This is a genomic window from Streptomyces sp. NPDC057616 (genome assembly GCF_042800575.1).
In the GTDB taxonomy this organism is placed as follows: domain Bacteria; phylum Actinomycetota; class Actinomycetes; order Streptomycetales; family Streptomycetaceae; genus Streptomyces.
Map to the genome: position 1 here is coordinate 37,652 of NZ_JBHVGU010000029.1, position 23,144 is coordinate 60,795.

The 23,144-nt window shown below is 71.9% G+C and carries 17 protein-coding genes; 4 read left to right on the plus strand and 13 right to left on the minus strand.

Annotated elements, in window-relative coordinates; genetic code table 11:
- The first annotated feature begins 9 nt into the window (after nucleotides 1–9).
- Nucleotides 10–1,188: an MFS transporter gene (locus ACFU97_RS31375; RefSeq protein ID WP_384263430.1), complete on the plus strand. Its 1,179-nt coding sequence runs from the start codon at nucleotides 10–12 to the stop codon at nucleotides 1,186–1,188.
- A gap of 3 nt (nucleotides 1,189–1,191) precedes the next feature.
- Here the strand turns inward: ACFU97_RS31375 and ACFU97_RS31380 are convergent, their stop codons facing one another.
- Complete coding sequence (locus ACFU97_RS31380) at nucleotides 1,192–1,785, minus strand: TetR/AcrR family transcriptional regulator (RefSeq protein WP_384263433.1); 594 nt, start codon at nucleotides 1,783–1,785, stop codon at nucleotides 1,192–1,194.
- 96 nt (nucleotides 1,786–1,881) lie between these two features.
- On the opposite strand from ACFU97_RS31380, the gene ACFU97_RS31385 reads away from it, so the two are divergent.
- Entirely contained in the window at nucleotides 1,882–3,399 is a 1,518-nt protein-coding gene (locus tag ACFU97_RS31385) for an MFS transporter (RefSeq protein WP_384263435.1), read from the plus strand.
- Nucleotides 3,400–3,471: 72 nt separating this feature from the next.
- Here the strand turns inward: ACFU97_RS31385 and serA are convergent, their stop codons facing one another.
- The 6 genes from serA to ACFU97_RS31415 all read right to left on the minus strand — a co-directional run bounded on the left by serA (nucleotide 3,472) and on the right by ACFU97_RS31415 (nucleotide 13,471).
- Nucleotides 3,472–5,061, minus strand: coding sequence for a phosphoglycerate dehydrogenase (serA, locus tag ACFU97_RS31390; protein ID WP_384263438.1), 1,590 nt, complete (start codon nucleotides 5,059–5,061; stop codon nucleotides 3,472–3,474).
- A gap of 232 nt (nucleotides 5,062–5,293) precedes the next feature.
- Complete coding sequence (gene ilvC, locus ACFU97_RS31395) at nucleotides 5,294–6,292, minus strand: ketol-acid reductoisomerase (protein ID WP_384263440.1); 999 nt, start codon at nucleotides 6,290–6,292, stop codon at nucleotides 5,294–5,296.
- A 117-nt stretch (nucleotides 6,293–6,409) separates the two neighbouring features.
- On the minus strand, nucleotides 6,410–6,934 hold the full coding sequence (gene ilvN / locus ACFU97_RS31400; protein ID WP_030942875.1) for an acetolactate synthase small subunit: 525 nt from the start codon (nucleotides 6,932–6,934) through the stop codon (nucleotides 6,410–6,412).
- A 22-nt stretch (nucleotides 6,935–6,956) separates the two neighbouring features.
- Nucleotides 6,957–8,813: an acetolactate synthase large subunit gene (locus tag ACFU97_RS31405; RefSeq protein WP_384263443.1), complete on the minus strand. Its 1,857-nt coding sequence runs from the start codon at nucleotides 8,811–8,813 to the stop codon at nucleotides 6,957–6,959.
- Between the two features lie 236 nt (nucleotides 8,814–9,049).
- Nucleotides 9,050–12,070: a putative bifunctional diguanylate cyclase/phosphodiesterase gene (locus ACFU97_RS31410; protein ID WP_384263446.1), complete on the minus strand. Its 3,021-nt coding sequence runs from the start codon at nucleotides 12,068–12,070 to the stop codon at nucleotides 9,050–9,052.
- Between the two features lie 450 nt (nucleotides 12,071–12,520).
- A complete protein-coding gene (locus ACFU97_RS31415; RefSeq protein ID WP_384263448.1) occupies nucleotides 12,521–13,471 on the minus strand; it encodes a 2-hydroxyacid dehydrogenase in 951 nt (316 codons plus the stop codon).
- Between the two features lie 75 nt (nucleotides 13,472–13,546).
- Between ACFU97_RS31415 and ACFU97_RS31420 the strand changes: the two genes are divergently transcribed.
- Entirely contained in the window at nucleotides 13,547–14,545 is a 999-nt protein-coding gene (locus ACFU97_RS31420; protein ID WP_384263451.1) for an aldo/keto reductase, read from the plus strand.
- Nucleotides 14,546–14,666: 121 nt separating this feature from the next.
- Nucleotides 14,667–15,839: a PQQ-dependent sugar dehydrogenase gene (locus tag ACFU97_RS31425; RefSeq protein ID WP_384263454.1), complete on the plus strand. Its 1,173-nt coding sequence runs from the start codon at nucleotides 14,667–14,669 to the stop codon at nucleotides 15,837–15,839.
- 7 nt (nucleotides 15,840–15,846) lie between these two features.
- On the opposite strand, the gene ACFU97_RS31430 is transcribed toward ACFU97_RS31425, so the two are convergent.
- The 6 genes from ACFU97_RS31430 to ACFU97_RS31455 all read right to left on the minus strand — a co-directional run bounded on the left by ACFU97_RS31430 (nucleotide 15,847) and on the right by ACFU97_RS31455 (nucleotide 23,128).
- On the minus strand, nucleotides 15,847–16,077 hold the full coding sequence (locus ACFU97_RS31430) for a DUF6191 domain-containing protein (protein WP_384263456.1): 231 nt from the start codon (nucleotides 16,075–16,077) through the stop codon (nucleotides 15,847–15,849).
- A gap of 13 nt (nucleotides 16,078–16,090) precedes the next feature.
- Nucleotides 16,091–19,132 carry an AAA family ATPase gene (locus ACFU97_RS31435; protein ID WP_384263458.1) on the minus strand — a complete coding sequence of 1,014 codons (3,042 nt, stop codon included), beginning with the start codon at nucleotides 19,130–19,132 and terminating at the stop codon, nucleotides 16,091–16,093.
- Nucleotides 19,133–19,308: 176 nt separating this feature from the next.
- Nucleotides 19,309–19,488, minus strand: coding sequence for a hypothetical protein (locus ACFU97_RS31440; protein ID WP_384263461.1), 180 nt, complete (start codon nucleotides 19,486–19,488; stop codon nucleotides 19,309–19,311).
- A gap of 195 nt (nucleotides 19,489–19,683) precedes the next feature.
- On the minus strand, nucleotides 19,684–20,262 hold the full coding sequence (locus ACFU97_RS31445) for a hypothetical protein (protein WP_384263463.1): 579 nt from the start codon (nucleotides 20,260–20,262) through the stop codon (nucleotides 19,684–19,686).
- Nucleotides 20,263–20,331: 69 nt separating this feature from the next.
- Entirely contained in the window at nucleotides 20,332–20,907 is a 576-nt protein-coding gene (locus tag ACFU97_RS31450) for a GNAT family N-acetyltransferase (protein ID WP_384263465.1), read from the minus strand.
- Entirely contained in the window at nucleotides 20,885–23,128 is a 2,244-nt protein-coding gene (locus ACFU97_RS31455; RefSeq protein WP_384263468.1) for an MMPL family transporter, read from the minus strand. Before ACFU97_RS31455 ends, ACFU97_RS31450 begins: the two co-directional genes overlap by 23 nt.
- Nucleotides 23,129–23,144: the final 16 nt, after the last annotated feature.

Consider the following 23,144-nt stretch of genomic DNA (forward strand, 5'->3'; position numbering starts at 1 on the left):
GTCTTCGGTATGACGACTTCGGCCCCGTGCCCTCCCCAGGTGATCGTTCCGGCTCCCCGGCTGCTGACCCGGCCCCTGCTGCTGCGCTTCGTCAGCATGATCGGCGCGAGCGTCAGCTTCTTCCTGCTGCTGTCGGTGGTGCCCGCGTATGCGGCCGAGGCCGGCGGCAAGGGCGGCGCGGGCCTCGCGACCGGCTCGCTGATGCTGGCCACGGTCCTCGGCGAGCTGATCACCCCCCGGGTGGTCGCGCGCTTCGGCTACCGGGCGACGCTGATGGCGGGCCTGTTCCTGCTCGGCGCCCCGGCCGTCGTGCTGACCGTCTCCGGGAACGTGGCGTGGATCGTGGCGCTGTGCCTGGTGCGCGGGCTGGGCTTCGCGCTGACGATCGTCGCGGGCGGCGCCCTGACCGCGTCCCTGATCCCGGCCGAGCGCAGGGGCGAGGGCCTGGCGGTCGTGGGCGTCGTCTCCGGGGTGCCGTCGCTGATCGCGCTGCCGCTGGGCCTGTGGCTGGTCGGGCAGGTCGGGTACGGGCCGGTCGCCGTGACCGGCGGGGTGGCGGCCCTGGCCGCGATCGTCTCGGTGCTCGGGCTGCCGGACCGCGAGGCGGGGGCGAAGGAGCCGGTGGGCGTCGTCCGCGGGCTGCGCACGGGCGCCCTGCTCCGCCCCGTGATCGTGTTCGCCGCGACCGCGACGGCCGCCGGAATCCTGGTCACGTTCCTGCCGCTGGCCGTTCCGCACGCCTCGGCCGGCGTCGTCACCGTGGCCCTGTTCGTGCAGCCCGCCGCCTCCACCGTGTTCCGCTGGATCGCGGGCCGCCACGGCGACCGGCACGGCAGCGCCCGCCTCGTCCTGCCCGGCCTGCTGCTGTCGGCGGCGGGCGTCCTGGTCATCGCGGCGACGGGCAGCGCGGTCGCCGTCGTCGCGGGCACCGCCCTCTTCGGCGCCGGCTTCGGCATCGCCCAGAACGCCACCCTGACCCTGATGTACGCCCGGGTCTCCGCCTCCTCCTACGGCACCGTCAGCGCCCTGTGGAACCTCGCCTACGACGGCGGCATGGGCGCCGGCGCCGCGGGCTTCGGCATCCTCGCCGGCCTCACCGGCTACCCGTGGGCCTTCGCGGTGACCGCGGTCCTGATGCTGGGCGCGCTGGCACCGGTGCTGGGCGACCGGCGGGCCGCCCGTGCCTGACCGTCAGCCGTTCGCGGCGCCCTCGATCACGCGGCGCAGCCCCTCCGTGAGCTGCGCCGCGTCGGTCGCCGTGCCGGGGTCGAAGAGCCACTGGACCATCAGCCCGTTGAGCAGGGTCTGGTAGAAGCGGCCCTCCGTGTCGACGGTCTCCTTGTCCAGCTCCTCCTCGGGCACGCCGTTGAACATCGGCACGATGCCCGAGCGGCCCTCCTCCTGCGCGGCGGCCAGCAGCTTGCGCACCTCGGGCAACCGGTCGCCCTGCAGGACGAGTTCGAAGCTCAGCAGCCAGATGCCCCGCGACTCCGGGACCGAGCGGATGATGTTCGCCCACACCTCCTGGAAGCGCTCCAGCGATCCCGGCGGCGCCGTCGCCGCGCCCTCCGCGCCGCCCCACCCCGGGTCGAAGCTGTCGCCGAGCCCCTCGATCAGCGAGACGTAGGCCTGCACCAGCAGCGCGTCCTTCGACCCGTAGTGGTAGCCGATGGAGGCCAGGTTCGTCCCCGACTCCTTGACGATGTCCCGCGCGGTCGTACGCAGGAACCCCTTCTGAAGCAGGCAGCGCTTGGCGCCCTCGAGCAGATCCTCACGGTGTCCCATGCGGTCACCCTACCGCCGATCCATACAGCCGTCCTATACGAATGACCTATACAATCGTTCTAGACAAGCGTTTAAGACGCTCGTACAGTCTCTGGCATGACGAACTCGACGAGCACCACCACCGCCCCGGCCAGGCTCGCCGGGCGCCGCGAATGGACCGCACTGGGCGTGCTGATGCTCCCGCTGCTGCTGGTCTCGATGGACGTCTCGGTCCTGTACTTCGCCATCCCGGCGATCAGCGCGGACCTGGAACCCAGCGGCACCCAGCAGCTGTGGATCTTCGACATCTACGCCTTCGTGCTGGCCGGCCTGCTGATGACGATGGGCTCGCTCGGCGACCGCATCGGACGCCGCACACTGCTCCTCGTGGGCGCCGCCGCCTTCGGCACCGCCTCCCTGGTCGCGGCCTACGCGAACAGCGCCGAGACCCTGATAGCCGCCCGCGCGGTGCTCGGCGTCGGTGGCGCGACCCTGATGCCGTCGACCATGGCGCTGGTCCGCACGATGTTCACCGACCCCGGCCAGCGCGCGAAGGCGATCGGCCTGTGGTCCGGCGTGATGACGGCCGGCATCGCGCTCGGCTCGGTGATGAGCGGCGTCCTCGTCCAGTACTTCTGGTGGGGCTCGGTCTTCCTGGTCAACCTGCCCGCGATGGCGCTGCTGCTGGTCCTGGGCCCGCTCCTGCTCCCCGAGTCCAAGGACCCGAACCCGGGCCGCTTCGACCGGCCGAGCGTCCCGCTGTCCATGGCCGCCGTGCTGCCCGTCGTCTACGGCCTCAAGGAGATCCCGTCCGAGGGCTGGCACGCCCAGTACGTCGTCTCGATCACCGTCGGCCTGCTCTTCGCCGCCCTCTTCGTCCACCGCCAGCGCACCACGGCCTCACCGATGATCGACCCGGCGCTGTTCCGCCGCCGCGGCTTCGCCCCCTCGGTGGTCCTGAACCTCGTCGCCTCGTTCGGCATGCTGGGCTCCGCCTTCTTCACCACCCAGTACCTGCAGTCGGTGCTCGACAAGAGCGCGATGGAGGCGGCCCTGTGGGCGCTGCTGCCCTCGGTGCCGATCGGCATGGCCGCCCCGATGGCGACCGCGCTGGTCCAGAAGGGCGTCAACCGCGCCTACGTCGTCACCGCGGGCTTCGCGATCGCCGCCGCCGGCTACGCGATGCTGGCCCTCGCGGACACCGACGGCCTGTGGCTGGTCCTGGCCGCGTGCGGCGTCCTCGCCTCCGGCATCGTCATGGTCATCTCCCAGATCACCGACCTCGCCCTGAGCAGCGCCCCCGTCGAGCGGGCCGGCTCGGCGGCCTCCCTGATGGAGACCGGGGCGGAGTTCGGCGGGGCGCTGGGCATGGCGGTCCTCGGCTCGATCGGCACGGCGATCTACCGCCACGACATTCCGGCCGCGGCCCCGGACGCGGCCCGCGAGACCCTGGGCGGCGCGCTCGCCGTCGCCGGCCACCTCCCGGGGCGCGCGGGAGACGCCCTGGCCACCGCGGCCCGCGAGGCCTTCACCAACGGCATGCAGGGCGCGGCGATCGCCGGAGCCGTTCTCCTGGCAGGGGCGGCGCTGTCGGCGGCACGGGCGCTGCGGGGGATCCACGTGGCCGACAAGTAGCGGGCAGGGCATACGAAAACGCCGGACGGGCTGAGGTTTCCTCAGCCCGTCCGGCGCGTTCGCCTCGTCGTGTCAGACCAGGTTCACGGACCGCGCGAACGTCGCCCCGATCTCCTCGGCGACCTCGGCCAGCACGCCGGAGGCAACCGTGTCGTCGACGGTCAGAACGGCCAGCGCCTCGCCGCCCGCCGCCGCACGGGCGACCTGCATGCCGGCGATGTTGATGCCCGCCTCACCGAAGACGCGGCCCACGGTGCCGACGACACCGGGACGGTCCTCGTACCGCAGCACCACCATGTGGTCGGCGAGCGCGAGGTCGACGTCGTAGTCGCCGACGGCCACGATCTTCTGGAGGTGCTTGGGGCCGGCCAGCGTGCCGGAGACCGACACCTCCTCGCCGTCGGTGAGCGTGCCGCGCACCGTGACGACGTTGCGGTGGTCGGTGGCCTCGGAGCTGGTGGTCAGCCGCACCTCGACGCCGCGCTCCTGCGCGAACAGCGGGGCGTTGACGTAGGACACCGTCTCGTCGACGACGTCCTCGAAGACGCCCTTGAGGGCGGACAGCTCCAGCACCTTCACGTCGTGCTGGGTGATCTCGCCGTACACCTCGACGTCGAGACGGGCCGCGACCTCGCCCGCGAGCGCGGTGAAGATGCGGCCGAGGCGCTCGGCGAGCGGCAGGCCCGGCTTGACGTCCTCGGCGATGACGCCGCCCTGGACGTTCACCGCGTCCGGCACGAGCTCACCGGCGAGGGCGAGGCGCACCGAGCGGGCCACCGCGATACCGGCCTTCTCCTGCGCCTCGTCCGTCGAGGCGCCGAGGTGCGGGGTGGAGACAACCTGGTCGAACTCGAACAGCGGCGAGTCCGTGCACGGCTCCTTGGCGTACACGTCCAGGCCGGCGCCCGCGACGCGGCCCTCCTTGAGCGCCGAGTACAGCGCCTCCTCGTCGACGATCCCGCCGCGCGCGGCGTTGACGATGCGCACGCTCGGCTTGACCTTGCGCAGCGCCTCCTCGCCGATCAGGCCGAGGGTCTCGGGGGTCTTGGGCAGGTGGACGGTGATGAAGTCGGAGACCTCGAGGAGCTCGTCCAGCGACAGCACCTTCACGCCCATCTGCGCGGCGCGCGCGGGCTGGATGTAGGGGTCGTAGGCGACGACCTTCATGCCGAAGGCGGACATGCGCTGGGCGACGAGCGCGCCGATGCGGCCCAGACCCACGACACCGAGGGTCTTCTCGGCGAGCTCCACGCCCGTGTACTTGCTGCGCTTCCACTCGCCGTTCTTCAGCGCGGCGTTGGCCTGCGGGATGTGACGGGCGGTGGCGATGAGGAGACCGCAGGCGAGCTCGGCGGCGGTCACGATGTTGGAGGTCGGCGCGTTGACGACCATCACGCCGGCCTTGGTGGCGGCGGAGACGTCGACGTTGTCCAGGCCGACGCCGGCTCGTGCGACGACCTTGAGCTTGCGGGCGGCGGCGATCGCCTCGGCGTCGACCTTGGTGGCCGAGCGGATCAGGATGGCGTCGACGTCGGCGATGGCGGGGAGCAGCTCGGCTCGGTCCGCTCCGTTGCAGTGCCGGATCTCGAAGTCGGGGCCGAGCGCGTCCACGGTGGCGGGCGACAGCTCTTCGGCGATGAGTACGACGGGTTTCGAGCTCACGTGAGTCCTCACAAGTCCATTGCGGACGGCCGTCCCGACGGCCGCAGGCGGTGGAGGGTTGGTGGCCGCGTGGAAGACGCACGACGCTGTGGGCCTGACGCGTATGTAGTACGGCAGTGTAGTGGCGCGGCGGTGGTCGTCCTGCGCCTCCGCGGAAGGATCACCCGTCCGTGATTCGACGGGCTGGACAAAGGGGCCGGAGCAGTCCGCTCCGGCCCCGTCCGTCGGAGGCTTACGCCTCCTCGTTCACCCAGCTCATCAGCTTGCGCAGCTGCTTGCCGGTGGTCTCCAGCAGGGACTCGGCGTCGGCCTGCTTGTACTCGTTGTACTTCTTCAGACCGCCGTGGTACTCGGCCATCCACTCACGGGCGAAGGTGCCGTCCTGGATCTCGGCGAGGACCTGCTTCATCTCGGCCTTGGTGGCGTCGGTGATGATGCGCGGGCCGGTGACGTAGTCGCCCCACTCGGCGGTCTCGGAGATGGACCAGCGCATCTTCTCCAGGCCGCCCTCGTACATGAGGTCCACGATCAGCTTCAGCTCGTGCAGGCACTCGAAGTACGCGATCTCCGGCTGGTAACCGGCCTCGGTCAGCGTCTCGAAGCCCGCCTTCACCAGCGCGGCCGTACCGCCGCACAGCACGGCCTGCTCGCCGAAGAGGTCGGTCTCGGTCTCCTCCGTGAAGGTCGTCTTGATGACGCCGGCACGGGTGCCGCCGATGCCCTTGGCGTACGACAGCGCCAGCGCGAAGCCGTTGCCGGAGGCGTCCTGCTCGACGGCCACGATGCACGGAACGCCGCGGCCCTCCTCGTACTGGCGGCGCACCAGGTGGCCCGGGCCCTTCGGGGCGACCATGCAGACGTCCACGCCCGCCGGGGGCTTGATGAAGTCGAAGCGGATGTTCAGGCCGTGACCGAAGAACAGCGCGTCGCCGTCCTTCAGGTTCGGGGCGATGGACTCCTCGTAGACCTGGGCCTGGATCGGGTCCGGGACCAGGATCATGATGACGTCGGCCTCGGCGGCGGCCTCGGACGGGGTCACCACGCGCAGGCCCTGCTCCTCGGCCTTGGCCTTGGACTTGGAGCCCTCGTGCAGACCGACACGCACGTCGACACCCGAGTCACGGAGCGACAGCGCGTGGGCGTGGCCCTGGCTGCCGTAACCGATGACCGCGACCTTGCGGCCCTGGATGATGGACAGGTCGGCGTCGGCGTCGTAGAACAGCTCGGCCACTTTGGGTTCTCTCCTTGTGTGCAGGTGTTGCGTCCCACCGTATGACGGCGGGCGGAAGGGAAGTTTCCGGGTCTCGGTATACGGGCGGCCGGAGTCACCCGGCCGCCCGAATCGCCGCTATGCCGACCGGTCGAGGGCCCGCAGCGAGCGGTCCGTGATCGAACGGGCGCCGCGCCCGATGGCGATCGTGCCGGACTGGACGAGCTCCTTGATGCCGTACGGCTCCAGCATCTTGAGCATGGCGGACAGCTTCTCGCTGCTGCCGGTGGCCTCGATCGTCACGGCCTCCGGGGAGACGTCGACGGTCTTGGCGCGGAACAGCTGGACGATCTCGACGATCTGGGAGCGCGTCTCGTTGTCGGCGCGCACCTTCACCAGGACGAGTTCGCGCTGAACGGCCTGCGAGGGCTCCAGCTCGACGATCTTCAGCACGTTGACGAGCTTGTTGAGCTGCTTGGTCACCTGCTCGAGCGGCAGGTCCTCGACGCCCACGACGATGGTGATGCGGGAGATGTCGGGGTGCTCGGTGACGCCGACCGCGAGCGAGTCGATGTTGAAGCCGCGGCGGGAGAACAGGGCGGCGATCCGGGCCAGGATGCCCGGGGTGTTCTCCACCAGGACGGAGAGCGTGTGCTTGGACATGGTCTTTTTACGTCTCTCTCGCTCAGTCGTCTTCGTTGTCGCCGAAGTCGGGGCGGACGTCCCGGGCGGCCATGATCGTGTCGTTCGAGGTGCCGGCGGCGACCATCGGCCAGACCATCGCGTCCTCGTGGACGATGAAGTCGACGACGACCGGGCGGTCGTTGATGGAGTTCGCCTCCTCGATGACCTTGTCGAGCTCGTCCGGGGACTCGCAGCGGATCGCGTGGCAGCCCATCGCCTCCGACAGCTTCACGAAGTCCGGCACGCGCGTGCCGGCGCTCGGCTGCTTGCCGTCCGCGTCCGGACCGGAGTGCAGCACGGTGTTGGAGTAGCGCTGGTTGTAGAAGAGGGTCTGCCACTGGCGGACCATCCCGAGGGCGCCGTTGTTGATGATGGCGACCTTGATCGGGATGTTGTTCAGGGCGCAGGTGGTGAGTTCCTGATTGGTCATCTGGAAGCAGCCGTCGCCGTCGATCGCCCAGACCGCCTGGTCCGGCGCTCCGGCCTTGGCCCCCATCGCGGCCGGGACCGCGTAGCCCATCGTCCCGGCGCCGCCGGAGTTCAGCCACGTCGAGGGCTTCTCGTACTGGACGAAGTGCGCGGCCCACATCTGGTGCTGGCCGACGCCCGCCGCGAAGATCGTGCCCTCCGGGGCGAGTTGCCCGATGCGCTCGATGACCTGCTGCGGGGACAGCGAGCCGTCCGCGGGCTGGTCGTAGCCGAGCGGGTAGGTGTCACGCCACCGGGACAGGTCCTTCCACCAGGCGCTGTAGTCACCCTGGTTGCCCTCGCTGTGCTCCTTCTGGACGGCCTGGATCAGGTCGGCCAGCACCTCGCGGGCGTCCCCGACGATCGGCACGTCCGCGGCGCGGTTCTTGCCGATCTCGGCCGGGTCGATGTCGGCGTGGACGATCTTCGCGTGAGGGGCGAAGCTGTCCAGCTTGCCGGTGACGCGGTCGTCGAAACGGGCTCCGAGGGCGACGATCAGGTCGGCCTTCTGCAGCGCGGTGACGGCGGTGACCGCACCGTGCATGCCCGGCATTCCGACGTGCAGCGGGTGGCTGTCGGGGAATGCGCCGAGCGCCATCAGGGTGGTGGTGACGGGCGCTCCTGTGAGCTCGGCGAGAACCTTGAGCTCGGCGGTGGCGTGTGCCTTGATGACACCGCCGCCGACGTAGAGGACGGGCCGCTTGGCGGAGGTGATCAGCTTCGCGGCCTCGCGGATCTGCTTGGCGTGCGGCTTGGTCACCGGGCGGTAGCCGGGCAGGTCCATCACGGGCGGCCAGGAGAAGGTCGTCTGCGCCTGCAGCGCGTCCTTCGCGATGTCGACCAGGACCGGGCCAGGGCGGCCGGTGGAGGCGATGTGGAAGGCCTGCGCGATGACGCGCGGGATGTCCTCCGCCTTGGTGACCAGGAAGTTGTGCTTGGTGATCGGCATCGTGATGCCGACGATGTCCGCCTCCTGGAAGGCGTCCGTGCCGATCGCCTTGGACGCGACCTGGCCGGTGATCGCCACGAGCGCCACCGAGTCCATGTGCGCGTCCGCGATCGGCGTCACCAGGTTGGTGGCACCGGGGCCGGAGGTCGCCATGCAGACGCCGACCTTGCCGGTGGCCTGCGCGTACCCCGTGGCCGCGTGACCGGCGCCCTGCTCGTGCCGGACCAGGACGTGGCGCACCCGGGTCGAGTCCATCATCGGGTCGTACGCGGGAAGGATCGCACCGCCGGGAATGCCGAATACCGTGTCGGCCCCGACCTCCTCGAGAGAACGGATGAGGGACTTCGCGCCCGTGACGTGCTCGGGTGCGGACTGCTGTCCTCCGGAACGGGGCCGCGGCTGCGGATGGTGGGCCCCGGTGGCCTGCTCGGTCATCGGCATTCTCTTCTCGATGCTGAGGGTTTTTGCGAGGTTTGTGCGGTGTTCAGGCGCTGCACGGGGGTCACCTGTGCAACAAAAAACCCCTCGTGCCATAAGGCAAGCGAGGGGAGCGCGCCGGGTGTGGTCGCTGGGAGTTCCGGGTCGATCCGGACATCACCAGCTCAGCCGACGCGCTTTCCAAGTACGAGAATTCGGGTGCGCATGGCACTGACCCTCCCCCCGGCGCACACCACGTGTCAAGTGGGTGGGACGGGAGTCTCATTATGTGAGCGGAGGGCACTTCCGCCTCCCAGGACGGCGGCGACACCACCGGTGTACACCCCCGCGCCGCCGCCCGCGAACGCGGGCTCGATCGGGCCGTGCGGCACCGGATAGTGGCCGGAAGCGAGCGCCCGGCGCAGCCGGTACTCGTCCAGCGGACCGGAGAATGCCATGCCCTGCCCGTGCGTGCAGCCCATCGCGCGCAACGCGACCACCTGCTCGGGCAGGTCCACCCCGTCGGCCACCGACTGGAGCCCCAGATCGGTCGCGATCCGCAGCAGCCCACTGGTGATCTTGTGCAGCCGCGCGGACTCGACGACGCCCTCGACCAGGCTGCGGTCGAGCTTCAGCACGTCGACGGGGAGTCTGCGCAGCGCCGTGATCGCGGCGTGGCCGCTGCCGAACCCGTCCAGAGCGATCCGGACGCCGAGCCTGCGCAGGGTGCCCAGCCTCCGCTCCAGCTCGTCCAGGGAGATCCGCGGGTCGGCGTCGGTCAGCTCGATCACCAGCGATCCGGACGGCAGCCCGTGCCGGGTCAGCAGCGCCTCGATCGAGCCGAGCGGCATCGACCGGTCCAGCAGCCGCCGGGCGCTGACCCGGACCGCCACCGGCACGGCCAGGCCCGTCGCGGTGCGCTCGGCGGCCTGCTCCACGGCCTCCTCCAGCATCCAGCGGCCCAGCTCGGCGGTTCTGTCGCTGTCCTCGGCGACGCGCAGGAACTCGGCGGGGGTGAACAGCACACCCTGCGAGGAGCGCCAGCGCGCCTGGGCCTCGACCGACGCGATCCGGCCGTCCTCCAGGCCGACGACGGGCTGGTGCAGCAGCGCGAACTCGCCGTCGTGCAGGGCGGCACGCAGACGCGTGGCCAGCTCCGCCTTGCGGACGACGTCCTGCTGCATCTGCGGGGCGTACAGCTCGACACGGCCCTTGCCGGCCGCCTTGGCGCGGTACATCGCCAGGTCGGCGTTGCGCAGCAACTCGCCCGCGCCGAGGCTCGGTTCGGCGAAGGCCACCCCGATGGAGGCGGCCACCCGGACATCGTTGCCGTCGATGACGTAGGGCTGCGACAGCGTGTGCCGTAGCCGGTCGGCGAGCTCCAGGATGTGCCGCTCGCGCGCGGACCGGTCACGGGTGCCCTCCCCCACGATCAGGGCCGCGAACTCGTCGCCGCCGAGCCGGGAGGCGGTGTCCCCCTTCCGGACCGCGTCCTGGAGTCTGCGGGCGGCCTGGACGAGCAGCTCGTCCCCGGCCTGGTGCCCGATCGTGTCGTTGACGCCCTTGAAGCCGTCGAGGTCGATGAAGAGCACGGCCGTGCCCCGGTCGGTGGAGCGGCGGCCGGACAGGGCCTGCTGGACGCGCTGGGTGAACAGGGCGCGGTTGGGCAGGTCGGTGAGCGGGTCGTGCTCGGCGTTGTGCTGCAACTGCGCCTGGAGGCGCACCCGTTCGGTCACGTCCCGGCTGTTGAAGATGAGGCCGCCGTGGTGGCGGTTGACGGTCGACTCGACATTGAGCCAGCCTTCCCCGCCCTCGGCCCCGCCCCGGCGGGAGGTGCTTCCGCCGCCGGACCGGAAGCGGCACTCGATGCGCGTAGTGGGTTCCTCGAGCGGGCTGGCGGCGAGGAAGCGGCGCACCTCGTGCACCACGCGGCCCAGATCCTCCGGGTGGATGAGAGTGGCCAGTTCCGTACCCACCAGCTCCTCCGCCGGACGTCCGTAGACCCCTGCCGCGGCCGGGGAGACGTACCTGAGGATGCCGTTGGGCGCGGCGATCATGATGACGTCGCTGGAGCCCTGCACCAGGGAGCGGAAGTGGTTCTCCTTCTGCGCCAGCTCCTGGGTGAGGGTGATGTTGTCGAGCAGCATGATGCCCTGGCGCACCACGAGGGCGAGCACGACCGTGCCGCCGGTCAGGAGCACCACGCGGTCGACGCTGCGGCCGTTGAGGACGTTGTAGAGGATCCCCAGCGTGCAGACGGCGGCGGCGAGATAGGGCGTGAGCGCGGCCAGGGAGCCCGCGATGGGCCGGGCGGCCGGATACCGCGCGGGCTCGCCCTGCTGCGCCGCCGCGTGGTGCTGGTGGGTGCCGCCGTACGGGCCCGGCAGGTGCTCGTGCACCACGCGCGTGTGCCCGTCGTCCTCCACCGGCAGCTGCCCCGGCCGGGGCGCCGCCCAGGGGGCGTACGCGAGGAGCAGCGAGCCGGCGAACCAGCCCGCGTCGAGCAGCTGGCCCGAGTGGTAGTTGTTGTGCAGCAGGGGCGAGGTGAACAGGGCGTCGCACATCACCGTGAGCGCCAGTGCGCCGATGGCGGTGTTGACCGCGGTGCGGTTGACCGCCGAGCGCCGGAAGTGCAGTGCGAGCACCATGCTGACCAGCGCGATGTCGAGCAGCGGGTACGCCAGCGACAGCGCGGTGTGCGCCACGCTCGGCCCGTCGAACTTGGCCGCCTGGGCGAGCGCGAGGCTCCACGACAGCGTGAGCAGCGAGCCCCCGATCAGCCAGGCGTCGAGCGCCAGGCAGACCCAGCCCGCCTTCGTCACCGGGCGCTTGGCGAGCACCAGGAGGCCCACGATCGCGGGGGGCGCGAAGCACAGGAAGAACAGGTCGGCGTAGCTGGGGGTGGGCACCTGCTCCCCCAGGACGACCTCGTACCACCCCCAGACCGCGTTGCCCAGGGCCGCCATCGCCGAGGAGAGGGCGAACAGCAGCCAGGCGGGTCGAAAGCGGATGCGGCGGCTGCGGGCGTACAGGAAGAGCGACACGGCGGCGGTCGCCGCCGCGGCGGCCAGCCCGAAATCACCCATGATCAGCGCGACTTCTTCGGAACCCCAGTCGAGCGCGGAACCGACGGCGTATCCCGCGCAGATCAGGGCCAGGACGAGTTGGTGGACCAGGCCGGGCCGGCCGCCGAGGGACGGCGGACGGGGCAGCAGCGGCCCTGGCGACGGCGCGCGCAGCGCTCCCTCGAAGGTGGTCGTGGCAGGCAGCGGCGGGCTCACCGGGTGCTCCCGGTCCGCTCCGCTCCCGGGTCCCACGGGCCCCGGAGCGCTGGATGTCCGTGCCTGCGGCGGTCGTTCTGCTCGAGATGGTGGCTGTGCCGGCAGCCGTGACTGCCGCGGTGGCCGCGTCTGCGCGCGGCCGAACGCCAGGGTCGCCACCGGCGGCCCCGTCGCGTCGGATCGCTCGTCCATAGGCCGTGCATCGCCCGTCGCCCCCCTCACAGTCTGCAATGTCCATCCCCGGCGCCGAACGGTGCGCGGCGCAGCCCCTGCTCCGGACGATACACCAGTCTCGTCACTCAGGGACATAGTTCCTCTACGCTCCGTGACGACCAGCGAGAATGCGAGCACGGACCGCGTCCGGAAGATTGCGGAGGGTGCCGGAAACGGACTACGCGCCTGCTGCGCCGGTCGCGCGGGTCACGCGCGAGCCGCGCGGAGTCCGCGGTGTCACGCGCTGGTTGTGCCTGTCGTAAGGATCACGTTGCGCAACGGCTTCCGGTTCACGAACCGGGTCAACTGGTCCACCAGGAGCCGTTTGGCGCGGGGCAGGAACGCGGACGTTGGGCCGCCGACGTGGGGGCTGATGAGGACGCCGGGCGCGCGCCACAGCGGGTGCTCGCGGGGCAGGGGCTCGGGGTCGGTGACGTCGAGGGCCGCCATGATGCGCCCGGTCTCCACCTCCGCGAGCAGGGCCTTGGTGTCGACGACCGCGCCGCGGGAGACGTTCACCAGCAGGGCGCCGTCCTTCATGCGCGCGAGGAAGTCGGCGCCGGCCAGGTGCCGGGTGGTGTCGTTCAGCGGCGTGATCAGGACGACGACGTCGGCCTCCGCGAGCAGGGCGGGCAGTTCGGTGAGCGGATGCACCGGACCGCGCGCCGTCGTGCGGGCGGAGCGCGCGACGCGCGCCACCCGCGCCACCTCGAACGGGACGAGCCGGTCCTCGATGGCGGAACCGATCGAGCCGTAGCCCACGATGAGCACGTTCTTGTCCGCGAGGGCCGGCCGGAACCCGCCGCGCCACTCCCCGCGGTCCTGGGCGCGCACGAAGTCGGGGACGCCGCGCAGCGAGGCGAGGATCAGCGTGAGCGCGAGCTCGGCGGTGCTCGCCTCGTGCACCCCGCGCGCGTTGCACACCTGCACGCCGGGCCGCAGATGCTTCAGGCCGGGCTCCAGGCTGTCGATGCCGGCCGACAGGGTCTGCACCACCCGCACGCCGCTCAACTCGGGCAGGGGACGCACGCCCACGTCGCCGGGCTTCATGTAGGGGACGACGTAGTACGCGCAGTCGGCCGGGTCGGCGGGGAACTCGTCGGCGCCGTCCCAGAAGCGGTAGACCGGCCCCTCGGGCAGCCCCTCGATGGTGTCCGGCGGAATGGGAAGCCACACGTCAGCAGTCATGTCAGGAGGCTAGTTCAGGCCCGCTCGGGCGCAGAGGTTAGGTTGGGGGACCTGGAGAGGGAGGGTCACGGGCAGGTGGAGCGCAGGACGATCGGCGCGGGGGCGCTCGAGGTGGGGGCCGTCGGCCTCGGGTGCATGCCGATGAGCTGGGCGTACAGCGGTTCGCGACAGCGCGGCGACGCATCGCTCAGAGCGGTGCACCGGGCGCTCGACGCCGGTTCGACGCTCCTGGACACCGCCGACATGTACGGCCCGTTCACCAACGAGCTTTTGGTGGGGCGGGTGTTGAAGGAGCGGCGCGAGGACGCCTTCGTGTCGACGAAGGTCGGGCTGCTGGTGGGCGAGCAGCACGTCGTCGCCAACGGCCGCCCCGGCTATGTGAAACGTGCCTGCGACGCGTCGCTCAGGCGCCTGCAGACGGACGTCATCGACCTCTACCAGCTGCACCGCGAGGACCCCGAGGTGCCCGTCGAGGAGACCTGGGGCGCGATGGCGGAGCTCGTCCAGGCCGGAAAGGTACGGGCGTTGGGACTGTGCGCGGTCGGCGCGCGCGGCGGCCGGCGCTCGGGCACGCGGCTGCACGACGCGACGATCGGGCTGCTGAAGCGGGTGCAGCAGGTGTTCCCGGTGAGCGCGGTCGAGGCCGAGTTGTCGGTGTGGTCGCCCGAGGCGCTCGAGACGCTGCTGCCGTGGTGCGAGGCGCGCGGGGTCGGCCTCCTGGCCGCGATGCCCCTCGGCAACGGCTTCCTGACCGGCACGCTCACGCCCGGCGAGGGCTTCGAACCGGACGACGTCCGCGCCCGCCACCCCCGCTTCACCGCGGAGATGATGGCGGCGAACCAGCCCATCGTGGTGGGCCTGCGCCGTATCGCCGCCCGCCACGGCACCGGGGTCACCGCGGCCCAGGTCGCCCTGGCCTGGGTGCTGTCCCAGGGCCGTCACGTCGTCCCGGTCCCCGGCACCAAGCAGGAGCACTGGGCGACGGAGAACGCCGCCTCCGCCGCGCTGCGGCTGACGCCGCAGGACCTCGCGGAGGTCGCGGGGCTGCCGGGGGCTCGGGGATCCTGGGACTGAAGGGCCCCGGGAGGTCCCGGGACGGGTTCGGTTGATCGGGAACCTGCGGGGCGCGAGCGGTGTAAGACAGGTAGAACCTGCCGAACCTGCCGCTGGACCGCCGCCCGAAAGGACCAAGATCGTGCTACGACGAGCTGTGCCGGCCGTGCTGGCCGCGACCGCGCTGCTGCTGACGGCGGGCTGTTCCTCCGGGGGCGGGGGCGACGGGCCCGCGGCCGGCGGTGACGGCAAGGCCGCGGGCAGCCCGACGGGGAACGCGTCCCCGTCGGACGGGTCCACCGAGAAGGCCCCGCCCGCCAAGGGCTCGGTCAAGGTGCTGCGCACGGTGGCCACGGGCCTGAACACCCCGTGGGGCGTCGCCCCGCTGCCCGACGACAGCAGCCTGCTCGTCGCCTCGCGGGACCAGGGGACGATCACCAGGGTCGACGCGAGGACGGGCAGGAAGACGGAGCTGGGCAAGGTGTCCGGGGTCTCCCCGGCCGGCGAGGGCGGCCTGCTCGGCATCGCCCTCTCCCCGGACTACGCCTCGGACCACATGATCTACGCGTACTTCACCTCGGCCTCGGACAACCGCATCGTCCGCATGCTGTACGACACGAAGAAGCCGGCCGGCGAGCAACTGGGCGCTCCGGACACGATCTTCAAGGGCATCCCCAAGGGCTACATCCACAACGGCGGCCGCATCGCCTTCGGCCCCGACAAGATGCTGTACGCGGGCACGGGCGAGAGTGGTGACCGGGGCCTCGCCCAGGACAAGAAGTCACTGGGCGGCAAGATCCTCCGGCTGACCCCGGAGGGCGACCCGGCCCCCGGCAACCCGTTCCCGGACTCCCCCGTCTACACCTACGGCCACCGCAATGTGCAGGGCCTGGCCTGGGACGACAAACAGCGGTTGTTCGCCTCGGAGTTCGGCCAGGACACCTGGGACGAGCTGAACGCGATCAAGCCGGGCGCCGACTACGGCTGGCCGGACGCGGAGGGCAAGTCGTCCGACTCCCGGTACCAGAACCCGATAGCCCAGTGGCACACGGACGACGCCTCACCCAGCGGTGCCGCCTACGCCGAGGGCTCGATCTGGATGGCGGGCCTGAAGGGGCAGCGGCTGTGGCGCATCCCGCTGAAGGGCACCGTGGCCTCGGCCGAGCCGCAGGCGTTCCTCACCGGCACGTACGGCCGGCTGCGCACCGTGGTCTCGGCGGGCGGCGACAAGCTGTGGCTGACGACCAGCAACACGGACGGCCGCGGCAACCCGAAGAGCGGCGACGACCGCATCCTGGAACTGGAGGTGAAGTAGCCGACGCTCACTGCTCGCCGGCCTCCGGCTCCGGCTCCTCCGGCTCCTCCGGCTCCTCGGCGTCGTCGGCGTCCTCGGAGTTCGGCCGCCGTACGACGACCTTCCCGGACGCCAGGTCTATCGGGCCGCGTCCGGGGTCGGCGTCCCCCACGTCCTCGCGGGTCAGCTCCAGGCGGTTCTCCTCGTCGCGGGTGTGCTTGCGGCTGGGGGCGAAGAGCTCCTCGAAGGCGTTGAACACGGTGTCCCCTCTCTCATCCGGCGACCACTCGCTCCCCGTCCCCCGTCGTCGTGAACAGATCGAGACGGTGGGCCACGGCGGCGGCCTCCCCTCTCCCTGAGACGCCCAGCTTGCCCAGAATGTTCGAGACATGGACGCTGGCCGTCTTCGGGGAGATGAAGAGCTCCTCGGCTATCTGGCGGTTGGTGCGGCCGGCGGCGACCAGGCGCAGGACGTCGCGCTCCCGGCTGGTGAGGCCGAGGGCCTCGGCGGGGTCGGCGGGCCGGCGGGCCGGGACCCGGCTCAGAGGAAGGCGGGCGCGCTGGGCGAGCAGCGCCACGGAGTCGGAGAGCGGGCGGGCACCGAGGTGGTCGGCGACGGCATGGGCCAGCCGGAGCAGCTCGGCCGCGCGGTCACGCTCCTCGTCCCCGCCGGCCGCGAGCAGGGACTCGGCCAGGCGGTGGCGGACGCGGGCGAGGTCGTAGGGGCGCTCCAGGCATTCGAAGGAGGTGACGACGTCCGACCAGGTGTCGGCGGTGTCCTTGCCAGCGGCGCGGGCGAGTTCGGCGCGCACCCACTGCTCGTGGGCGAGCCAGATGGGGGCGTCGGTGGTGGTCTTCCTGGAGGTCTCGCGGATCCGTTCGAGGACGTCGGCGCGGCCCTCGGCGGCGGCCGGCAGGCCGCGGGCGTCGGCCTCGGCGGTGGCGGCGGCGAGCAGCAGGGGCCAGCCGTAGCGCTGGGTGCCGGGCGGGAGACCGGAGGCCAGGACGCGGACGGTCTCGGCCCGCGCGTCGAGGTAGCGGCCCTCGCCGGCGGCGACGCCGACCTCGATCCGGGACAGCAGCAGGGAGTGCTGGGGCATGGGGTCGTGGGTGCCCAGGTGGGCGCGGGCGGCGGCCAGTTGGCGGGCGGCCTCGGGCAGGTCGCCACGGCCTAGGGCGAGGTGCGCCAGGCTGATCGCGCCGCCGCCCTGGGGCTTGGCGCTGAGGCCCACGCGCAGGGCGCCCGTCGCGGCCTCGGCGGCCTCGTCCCAGCGGCCGAGGGCGTACAGCGCCTCCGCGAGGTTCGCCCACACCCACGCCTCGGAGTCCCGCAGGCCGAACTTCCTGGTGTAGGCCAGGCCCTCCTGCAGGAGGGGCACGGCCTCGCGGGTGCGGCCGACCGCATCGAGCTCGCTGGGCAGGTTGACGTAGGCGCGGCCGGCGACGATCGGGACGCCCTCGGCCAGGGCCCGCTCCTTGACCTCGTACATCTCGGCGAGGCCCGGCTCGGCGGAGCCGGAGTCGACCATGAGGGCGCCGAGGGTGATGCGGGCGTTGAGCTCGATCTCGCGGGCGCCGACCATGCGCGCGTACTCCACGGCGCGTTCGGCGGCGGAGAGTGCGTCGGGGCCGGGTTCGTGCAGGGAGGACCAGTTGGCGACGTTGGCCAGCACCTCGGCGTGCACCTCGGAGGGCGGCAGGCCGCGCACGAGCTGCTGGGCGGTGCCCAGTTCCTGCCAGCCGTCGCCGCGGGCGAGCGCCTGCACCAGGCGGGAGCGCTGGACCCAGAACCAGGCGGCGCGCAGCGGGTCGCCCTCGTCCTCCAGCAGGTGCAGGGCGCGCTTGGTGATCTTCAGGGCGCGCTCGCGCTCCCCGGACAGGCGGCCGGCGACGGCGGCCTCGGCCAGGATGTCGAGGTAGCGCAGGGGGGTCGCGGCGGGGTCGCAGCCGCAGGGCGGGTAGACCTCGGTGTAGTCGATGGGGCGCAGCTGGTCGCGGACGTCCTCGGGGGCGGTGTCCCACAGCTCCATCGCCCGTTCCAGGAGCCGCAGTTGCTCGCTGTAGGCGTGGCGGCAGCGGGCCTCGACGGAGGCGTCCAGGACGGCCGGGAGGGCCTTGGCGGGGTGGTGGGCGTGGTACCAGTAGCTCGCCAGGCGCATGACGCGCTGGTCGGCGGGGACGAGCGTGGGCTCGGCCTCCAGGGCCTCGGCGTAGCGGCGGTTGAGGCGGGAGCGCTCCCCGGGCAGCAGGTCGTCGCTGACGGCCTCGCGGACCAGCGAGTGGCGGAAGCGGTAGCCGTCGCCGGCGGGTGTGGCGAGCAGGATGTTGGCGTTCACGGCGGCCCGCAGCGCCTCGATGAGGTCGTCCTCGGCGAGTCCGGCGACGGCGGCGAGCAGCCGGTACTCCACGGTGGAGCCCCCCTCGGCGACGATCCGGGCGACCCGCTGGGCGCTCTCGGGCATCCCCTCGACGCGGACCAGGAGCAGGTCGCGCAGGGAGTCGGTGAGGCCGGTGCCGCAGCCCTCGGTGGCGCAGACGGCGAGTTCCTCGACGAAGAAGGCGTTGCCGTCGGAGCGCTCGAAGATGTCGTCGACCTGGGTCGGGTCCGGTTCGGTGGCGAGGATGCCGGCGAGCTGGCGGCCGACCTCCTCGCGGTTGAAGCGGGCCACGTCCATGCGGCGGACGGTACGCAGCCGGTCGAGTTCGGCGAGCAGGGGGCGCAGCGGGTGGCGGCGGTGGATGTCGTCGGCGCGGTAGGTGGCGAGGACGACGAGGCGGCCGGTGCGCAGGGTGCGGAAGAGGTAGGCCAGCAGGTGGCGGGTGGAGGCGTCGGCCCAGTGCAGGTCCTCCAGGGCGACGACGACGATGCGGTCGGCGGCGACGCGCTCCAGCAGGCGGGCGGTGAGTTCGAAGAGGCGGGCCATGCCCTCCTCGTCGTGCCGTCCTCCGCTGGACTCGCCGAGCTCGGGCAGCAGGCGGGCGAGCTCCTCCTCCTGCCCGGCGGCCGCGCCGGCGAGCGCGTCGGGCAGCTCACGGCGCAGCGCGCGCAGGGCGGTGGAGAACGGCGCGAAGGGCAGGCCGTCGGCGCCGATCTCCACACAGCCGCCGAGCGCGACGACGGCGCCCTCCCGGCAGGCCGCGGTGGCGAACTCCTCGACCAGCCGGGTCTTGCCGACGCCGGCCTCCCCGCCGATCAGCAGCGCCTGCGGCTCGCCCGCGGCGGCGCGGGCGAGCGCATCGTTCAGGGTTTTCAGCTCTTCGGCACGGCCGACGAACACCGGACTGACGGACCTGGTCTCCACGAGCCCGAGCATCGCACGGGGCTCGGACAGTACGGCACCGGTTTTCGCCGGGACGACCGCCGCCGGACGCACCGCGGCCCCCACCGCGGGGAGGTGCGGTGAGGGCGCCGGAGGGGTCGGTGCGGTGCGGTCGTGGTCCTCGGGAGGGCGGCCGTCCCCCGTGCGGCCGCCCTCCGGGAGCCCCGCGTTCACGCGGCGCGGGCGGACGACCGGAGCCGGCGCAGACGCGGCGTATGGGTCTCGTGCTCCGCGGCGGCTTCACGGCGTGCGGCGCGACGGCCCCGTACGACCTCGCGGGCCTGGCGCTCGCGCTCGGCCTGGCGGATCAGCTCGGCGGAACGGATCTGGGAGAGCTCGTACTCGTACATGGTGTGTCCCTTGTGAGATTCGGTTTCGGCTTCGCTTGCTGCGATGCCTCAACTTTCGTCTCCAAGGGGGGTGCGCCACATCGGGAGACTTCCGCATCTTCGGCGGTGCCCGGGGCCTTAGACGTGCGTGAGGGGCCTCAGGAGCTCCGTAAGGTGCTTACGGATGCCCTAAGACCCCTCAGGACCTGCGGCGACTCAGCCCGCGGAGGGCAGTCCGAGCAGGATGTCGGTGTACTTGAGCACGGCCAGGAGCAGGCCGATGACGCCGAGCGCGACACCGCCCCAGGCGACCGACTTGATCCACACGGCCTGCGGCTTGCCGGGCGCCCCGAAGGCGGGCCGGGCCAGCACCACGACGCCGACGATCAGCGCGAGCAGGGCGAAGATGCCGCCCCACATCGCGGTGGCCTGCCAGGCGTTGCCGTAGCCCTCGTCGAGCAGCTTGGACACGCTGGAGTTCTGGGAGCTCTGCGCGTGCAGCTGGCCGATGAGCGACTGGCGCGCGGACGCGACGGTGCCCACCCAGCTGCCGGTCAGCGAGACGACGCCGAGCGCGGCGGAGACGACGGCACCGGCGCCCTGGCCGACACCGGACGGCTCGCCGTCGGCACCGGCCTCGGCAAGGTCCGCCTCCGCGGTCGCCTCCTCGGGGGTGGCGCCGGCGGTCTCGTCCGCCTCGGTCGCGTCGGTCGCGGTGGTGTCCACCGTCTTCTCGTCGGGCTTCACTTCGGTGGCCTCGGTTCCGGCCTCGTCAACAGTCTTGCTGGTTCCCATACCTCGCACCGTACGGACGCTGTCTGAGAAGTCTCTAAAAGATCGCCGAGGCGATCCGCCGAGCCTCTTCTACTGATCTGTGTGTTCGGCACGCGCGCGTGCTGCGCGCCACTCCGGGGCGAGGATCGACCACACCTCGAGGTCGTGCCGCACCCCACCATAGGGGTGCGCCTCGCGTCGTACGCCATCGCGGGTCATTCCGAGCCGGCGGGCGACGTTCAGGCTCGGCACATTCCCGGACGCGGCCACCCATTCGACGCGGTGGATGCCGCGCTCCTCGACCGCCCAGTCGATCAGCACCCGCATCGCCCGGGTGATCAGCCCGCGGCCGGTCGCGGCGGGCTCCAGCCAGCAGCCGACCTCGCAGTTGCCGGTCTGCGCGTCGAAGTTCAGCGTGAGCACGCCGCCGACGAGCTTTCCGTCCAGCCAGATGCCGTGGTAGGAGGCCGTGTCGGCGGCGCGCAGGTCGGCGTAGCGCTGGAGCGTCTCGCGTGCGGAGAGCACGTCGACGGCGTTCGAGCCGAACGGGATGAACTGCCCGATGAACTCCCGCCCGCGCTCCAGGTGGGCGAAAAACTCCTCGGCGTGCCACGGCTCCAGCGGCCGCAGCTGCGCTCCGTCGTCACCCAGGGATATCGCGTACATCCTCGTCCTGCCCCTTCGCCAGTACGTCCGCCACCTCTGCGTCCGTCGCCGCGGCCAGCCTTTCATGGGCGGCACGGCACTCGGGCGGCTCGATGCTGATGCGCGGCAGGCGGGCGTCCAGCCAGCGCGGCAGCCACCAGTTGGCGCCGCCGAGCAGGTGCATCAGGGCCGGCACCAGCAGCGTGCGCAGCACGAAGGCGTCGAGGGCGACGGCGGAGGCGAGCGCGATGCCGAACATGGCGATCACGCGGTCGCCGCTGAGCACGAAGGCGAGGAAGACCGAGATCATGATGACGGCGGCGGAGTTGATCACCCGGCTGGTCTCGGCGAGCCCGACGCGCACGGCACGCCGGTTGTCGCCGGTCTCCAGCCACTCCTCGTACATCCGGCTGACCAGGAAGACCTGGTAGTCCATGGAGAGCCCGAACAGGACGGACACCATGATCACGGGGAGGAACGGCTCGATGGGGCCGGCCCGGCCGAGGCCCAGCAGCTCGCTCCCCCAGCCCCACTGGAAGATCGCGACGACGACCCCGAAGGCGGCGGCGACCGCGGCGACGTTCATCGCGGCGGCCTTCAGCGGGATGCCGAGGGACCGGAAGGCGAGCAGCAGGAGCAGGCAGCCGAGGCCGATGACGACGCCGACGAAGAGGGGCAGCTTGCCGACGATGACGTCCGCGAAGTCGTCGTAGCTGGCGGTCACGCCGCCGACGTGCACGTCCAGCGAGGTGCCCGTCTCGGCGCGCGGCAGCACCTCGGTGCGCAGCCGGTCGACGAGGGCGCTGGTCTTCTGCGACTGGGGCTCGGAGGCCGGGACGATCGTGAAGTACGCGGTGTCGCCGCCCGTGTTGTACGTCACGGGGGTCACCGACGCGACGCCCTCGGTGGTGCGGATGGTGGCGTCGAGGTTGTCGAGGGTGAGCCGGTCCTCGGCGCCGTTCACCTGGGTGACCAGGGTGAGCGGGCCGTTGACGCCGGGCCCGAAGCCGTCCGCGAGGAGGTCGTACGCCTGCCTGGTCGTCGATGTCTTCGGATCGTTGCCCTGGTCGGAGGTGCCCAGGTGGAGGGAGAGGGTGGGCAGCGCGAGGACCGTCATCACGGCCAGCGCCACCACGCCCAGCACCTTGGGGTGGCGCTCGACGAACGCGGACCACCGGTGGGCCAGCCCTGTCGGCAGCTCGGGCTGCGGCCCGTGCTCCTCCAGGCGCCGCCGCTCGCGCCGGCTCAGGGCGCGTGGGCCGATGTACGACAGCAGGGCCGGGAGCAGGGTGACGGAGGCCGCGACCGTGAGGATCACGGTCAGACAGGCGGCGATCGCGACGCCGTTGAGGAAGCTGAGCCGGAGGATCAGCATCCCGAGCAGGGCTATGCAAACGGTGGCACCTGCGAAGACCACGGCGCGTCCCGTGGTCGTCACGGCACTGGTGGCGGCCTCGGCGACGGACAGCCCGCGTTTGAGCCCGCGCCGGTGTCTGGTGACGATGAACAGCGCGTAGTCGATGCCCACGCCGAGGCCGATCAGCATGCCCAGCATGGGCGCGAAGTCGGCGACGGTCATGGCGTGCCCGAGCAGCACGATCCCGGCGTACGCGGTGCCGACGCCGACCAGCGCGGTCGCGATGGGCAGCGCCGAGGCGGCGAACGAGCCGAAGGCGAGGAAGAGGACGACCGCCGCGACGACCACCCCGACGATCTCGGCGACGTGCCCGCCGGCCGGTTCGGTCAGGGCGACGGCGCTGCCGCCCAGTTCGACCCGGAGCCCGTCGGTCTCGGCGGCCTTGGCGGTGCGCACGACGGCCTGGGCCTCGGACTTGGTGATGTCCTCGGCGCGGTCGTGGAAGGTGACGGTGGCGTACGCGGTGTGCCCGTCGGAGCTGATCCGGCCCCCGCCCTGGCCGTCGTAGGGGCTGCTCACGGAGGCGATGCCCGGCAGATCGGTGATCTTGTCCAGGGTCTGGGTCATCGTCTGCTCGACGTCCGCGGCCCGGACGGTGCCGGACGTGGTGTGCCACACGACGGTGTCGCTGTCGCCGCCGATTCCGGGGAAGCCGTGCTGCAGCAGCCGGGTGGCGGCGCCGGACTCGGTGCCGGGGGCCTCGTAGTCGTTCGAGTACGCCGTACCCGTCACGGCGGCGGCCGCGCTGACCCCGCCGAAGGCGAGGAGCCACAGGAGAACAGCGAGAAGGCGGTTCCGGACACACCAGCGTGCAAGGGCTGCCACTAACGAGCTCCCGGGG

Coding starts and splice junctions, on each gene's coding strand:
- ACFU97_RS31385 (WP_384263435.1), top strand. CDS start 1,882: ATGACGAACTCGACGAGCACCACCACCGCCCCGGCCAGGCTCGCCGGG.
- ACFU97_RS31450 (WP_384263465.1), bottom strand. CDS start 20,907: ATGTACGCGATATCCCTGGGTGACGACGGAGCGCAGCTGCGGCCGCTG.
- ilvN (WP_030942875.1), bottom strand. CDS start 6,934: ATGTCCAAGCACACGCTCTCCGTCCTGGTGGAGAACACCCCGGGCATC.
- ACFU97_RS31445 (WP_384263463.1), bottom strand. CDS start 20,262: ATGGGAACCAGCAAGACTGTTGACGAGGCCGGAACCGAGGCCACCGAA.
- ACFU97_RS31440 (WP_384263461.1), bottom strand. CDS start 19,488: ATGTACGAGTACGAGCTCTCCCAGATCCGTTCCGCCGAGCTGATCCGC.
- ACFU97_RS31415 (WP_384263448.1), bottom strand. CDS start 13,471: ATGACTGCTGACGTGTGGCTTCCCATTCCGCCGGACACCATCGAGGGG.
- ACFU97_RS31405 (WP_384263443.1), bottom strand. CDS start 8,813: ATGCCGATGACCGAGCAGGCCACCGGGGCCCACCATCCGCAGCCGCGG.
- ACFU97_RS31380 (WP_384263433.1), bottom strand. CDS start 1,785: ATGGGACACCGTGAGGATCTGCTCGAGGGCGCCAAGCGCTGCCTGCTT.
- ACFU97_RS31435 (WP_384263458.1), bottom strand. CDS start 19,132: ATGCTCGGGCTCGTGGAGACCAGGTCCGTCAGTCCGGTGTTCGTCGGC.
- ACFU97_RS31375 (WP_384263430.1), top strand. CDS start 10: ATGACGACTTCGGCCCCGTGCCCTCCCCAGGTGATCGTTCCGGCTCCC.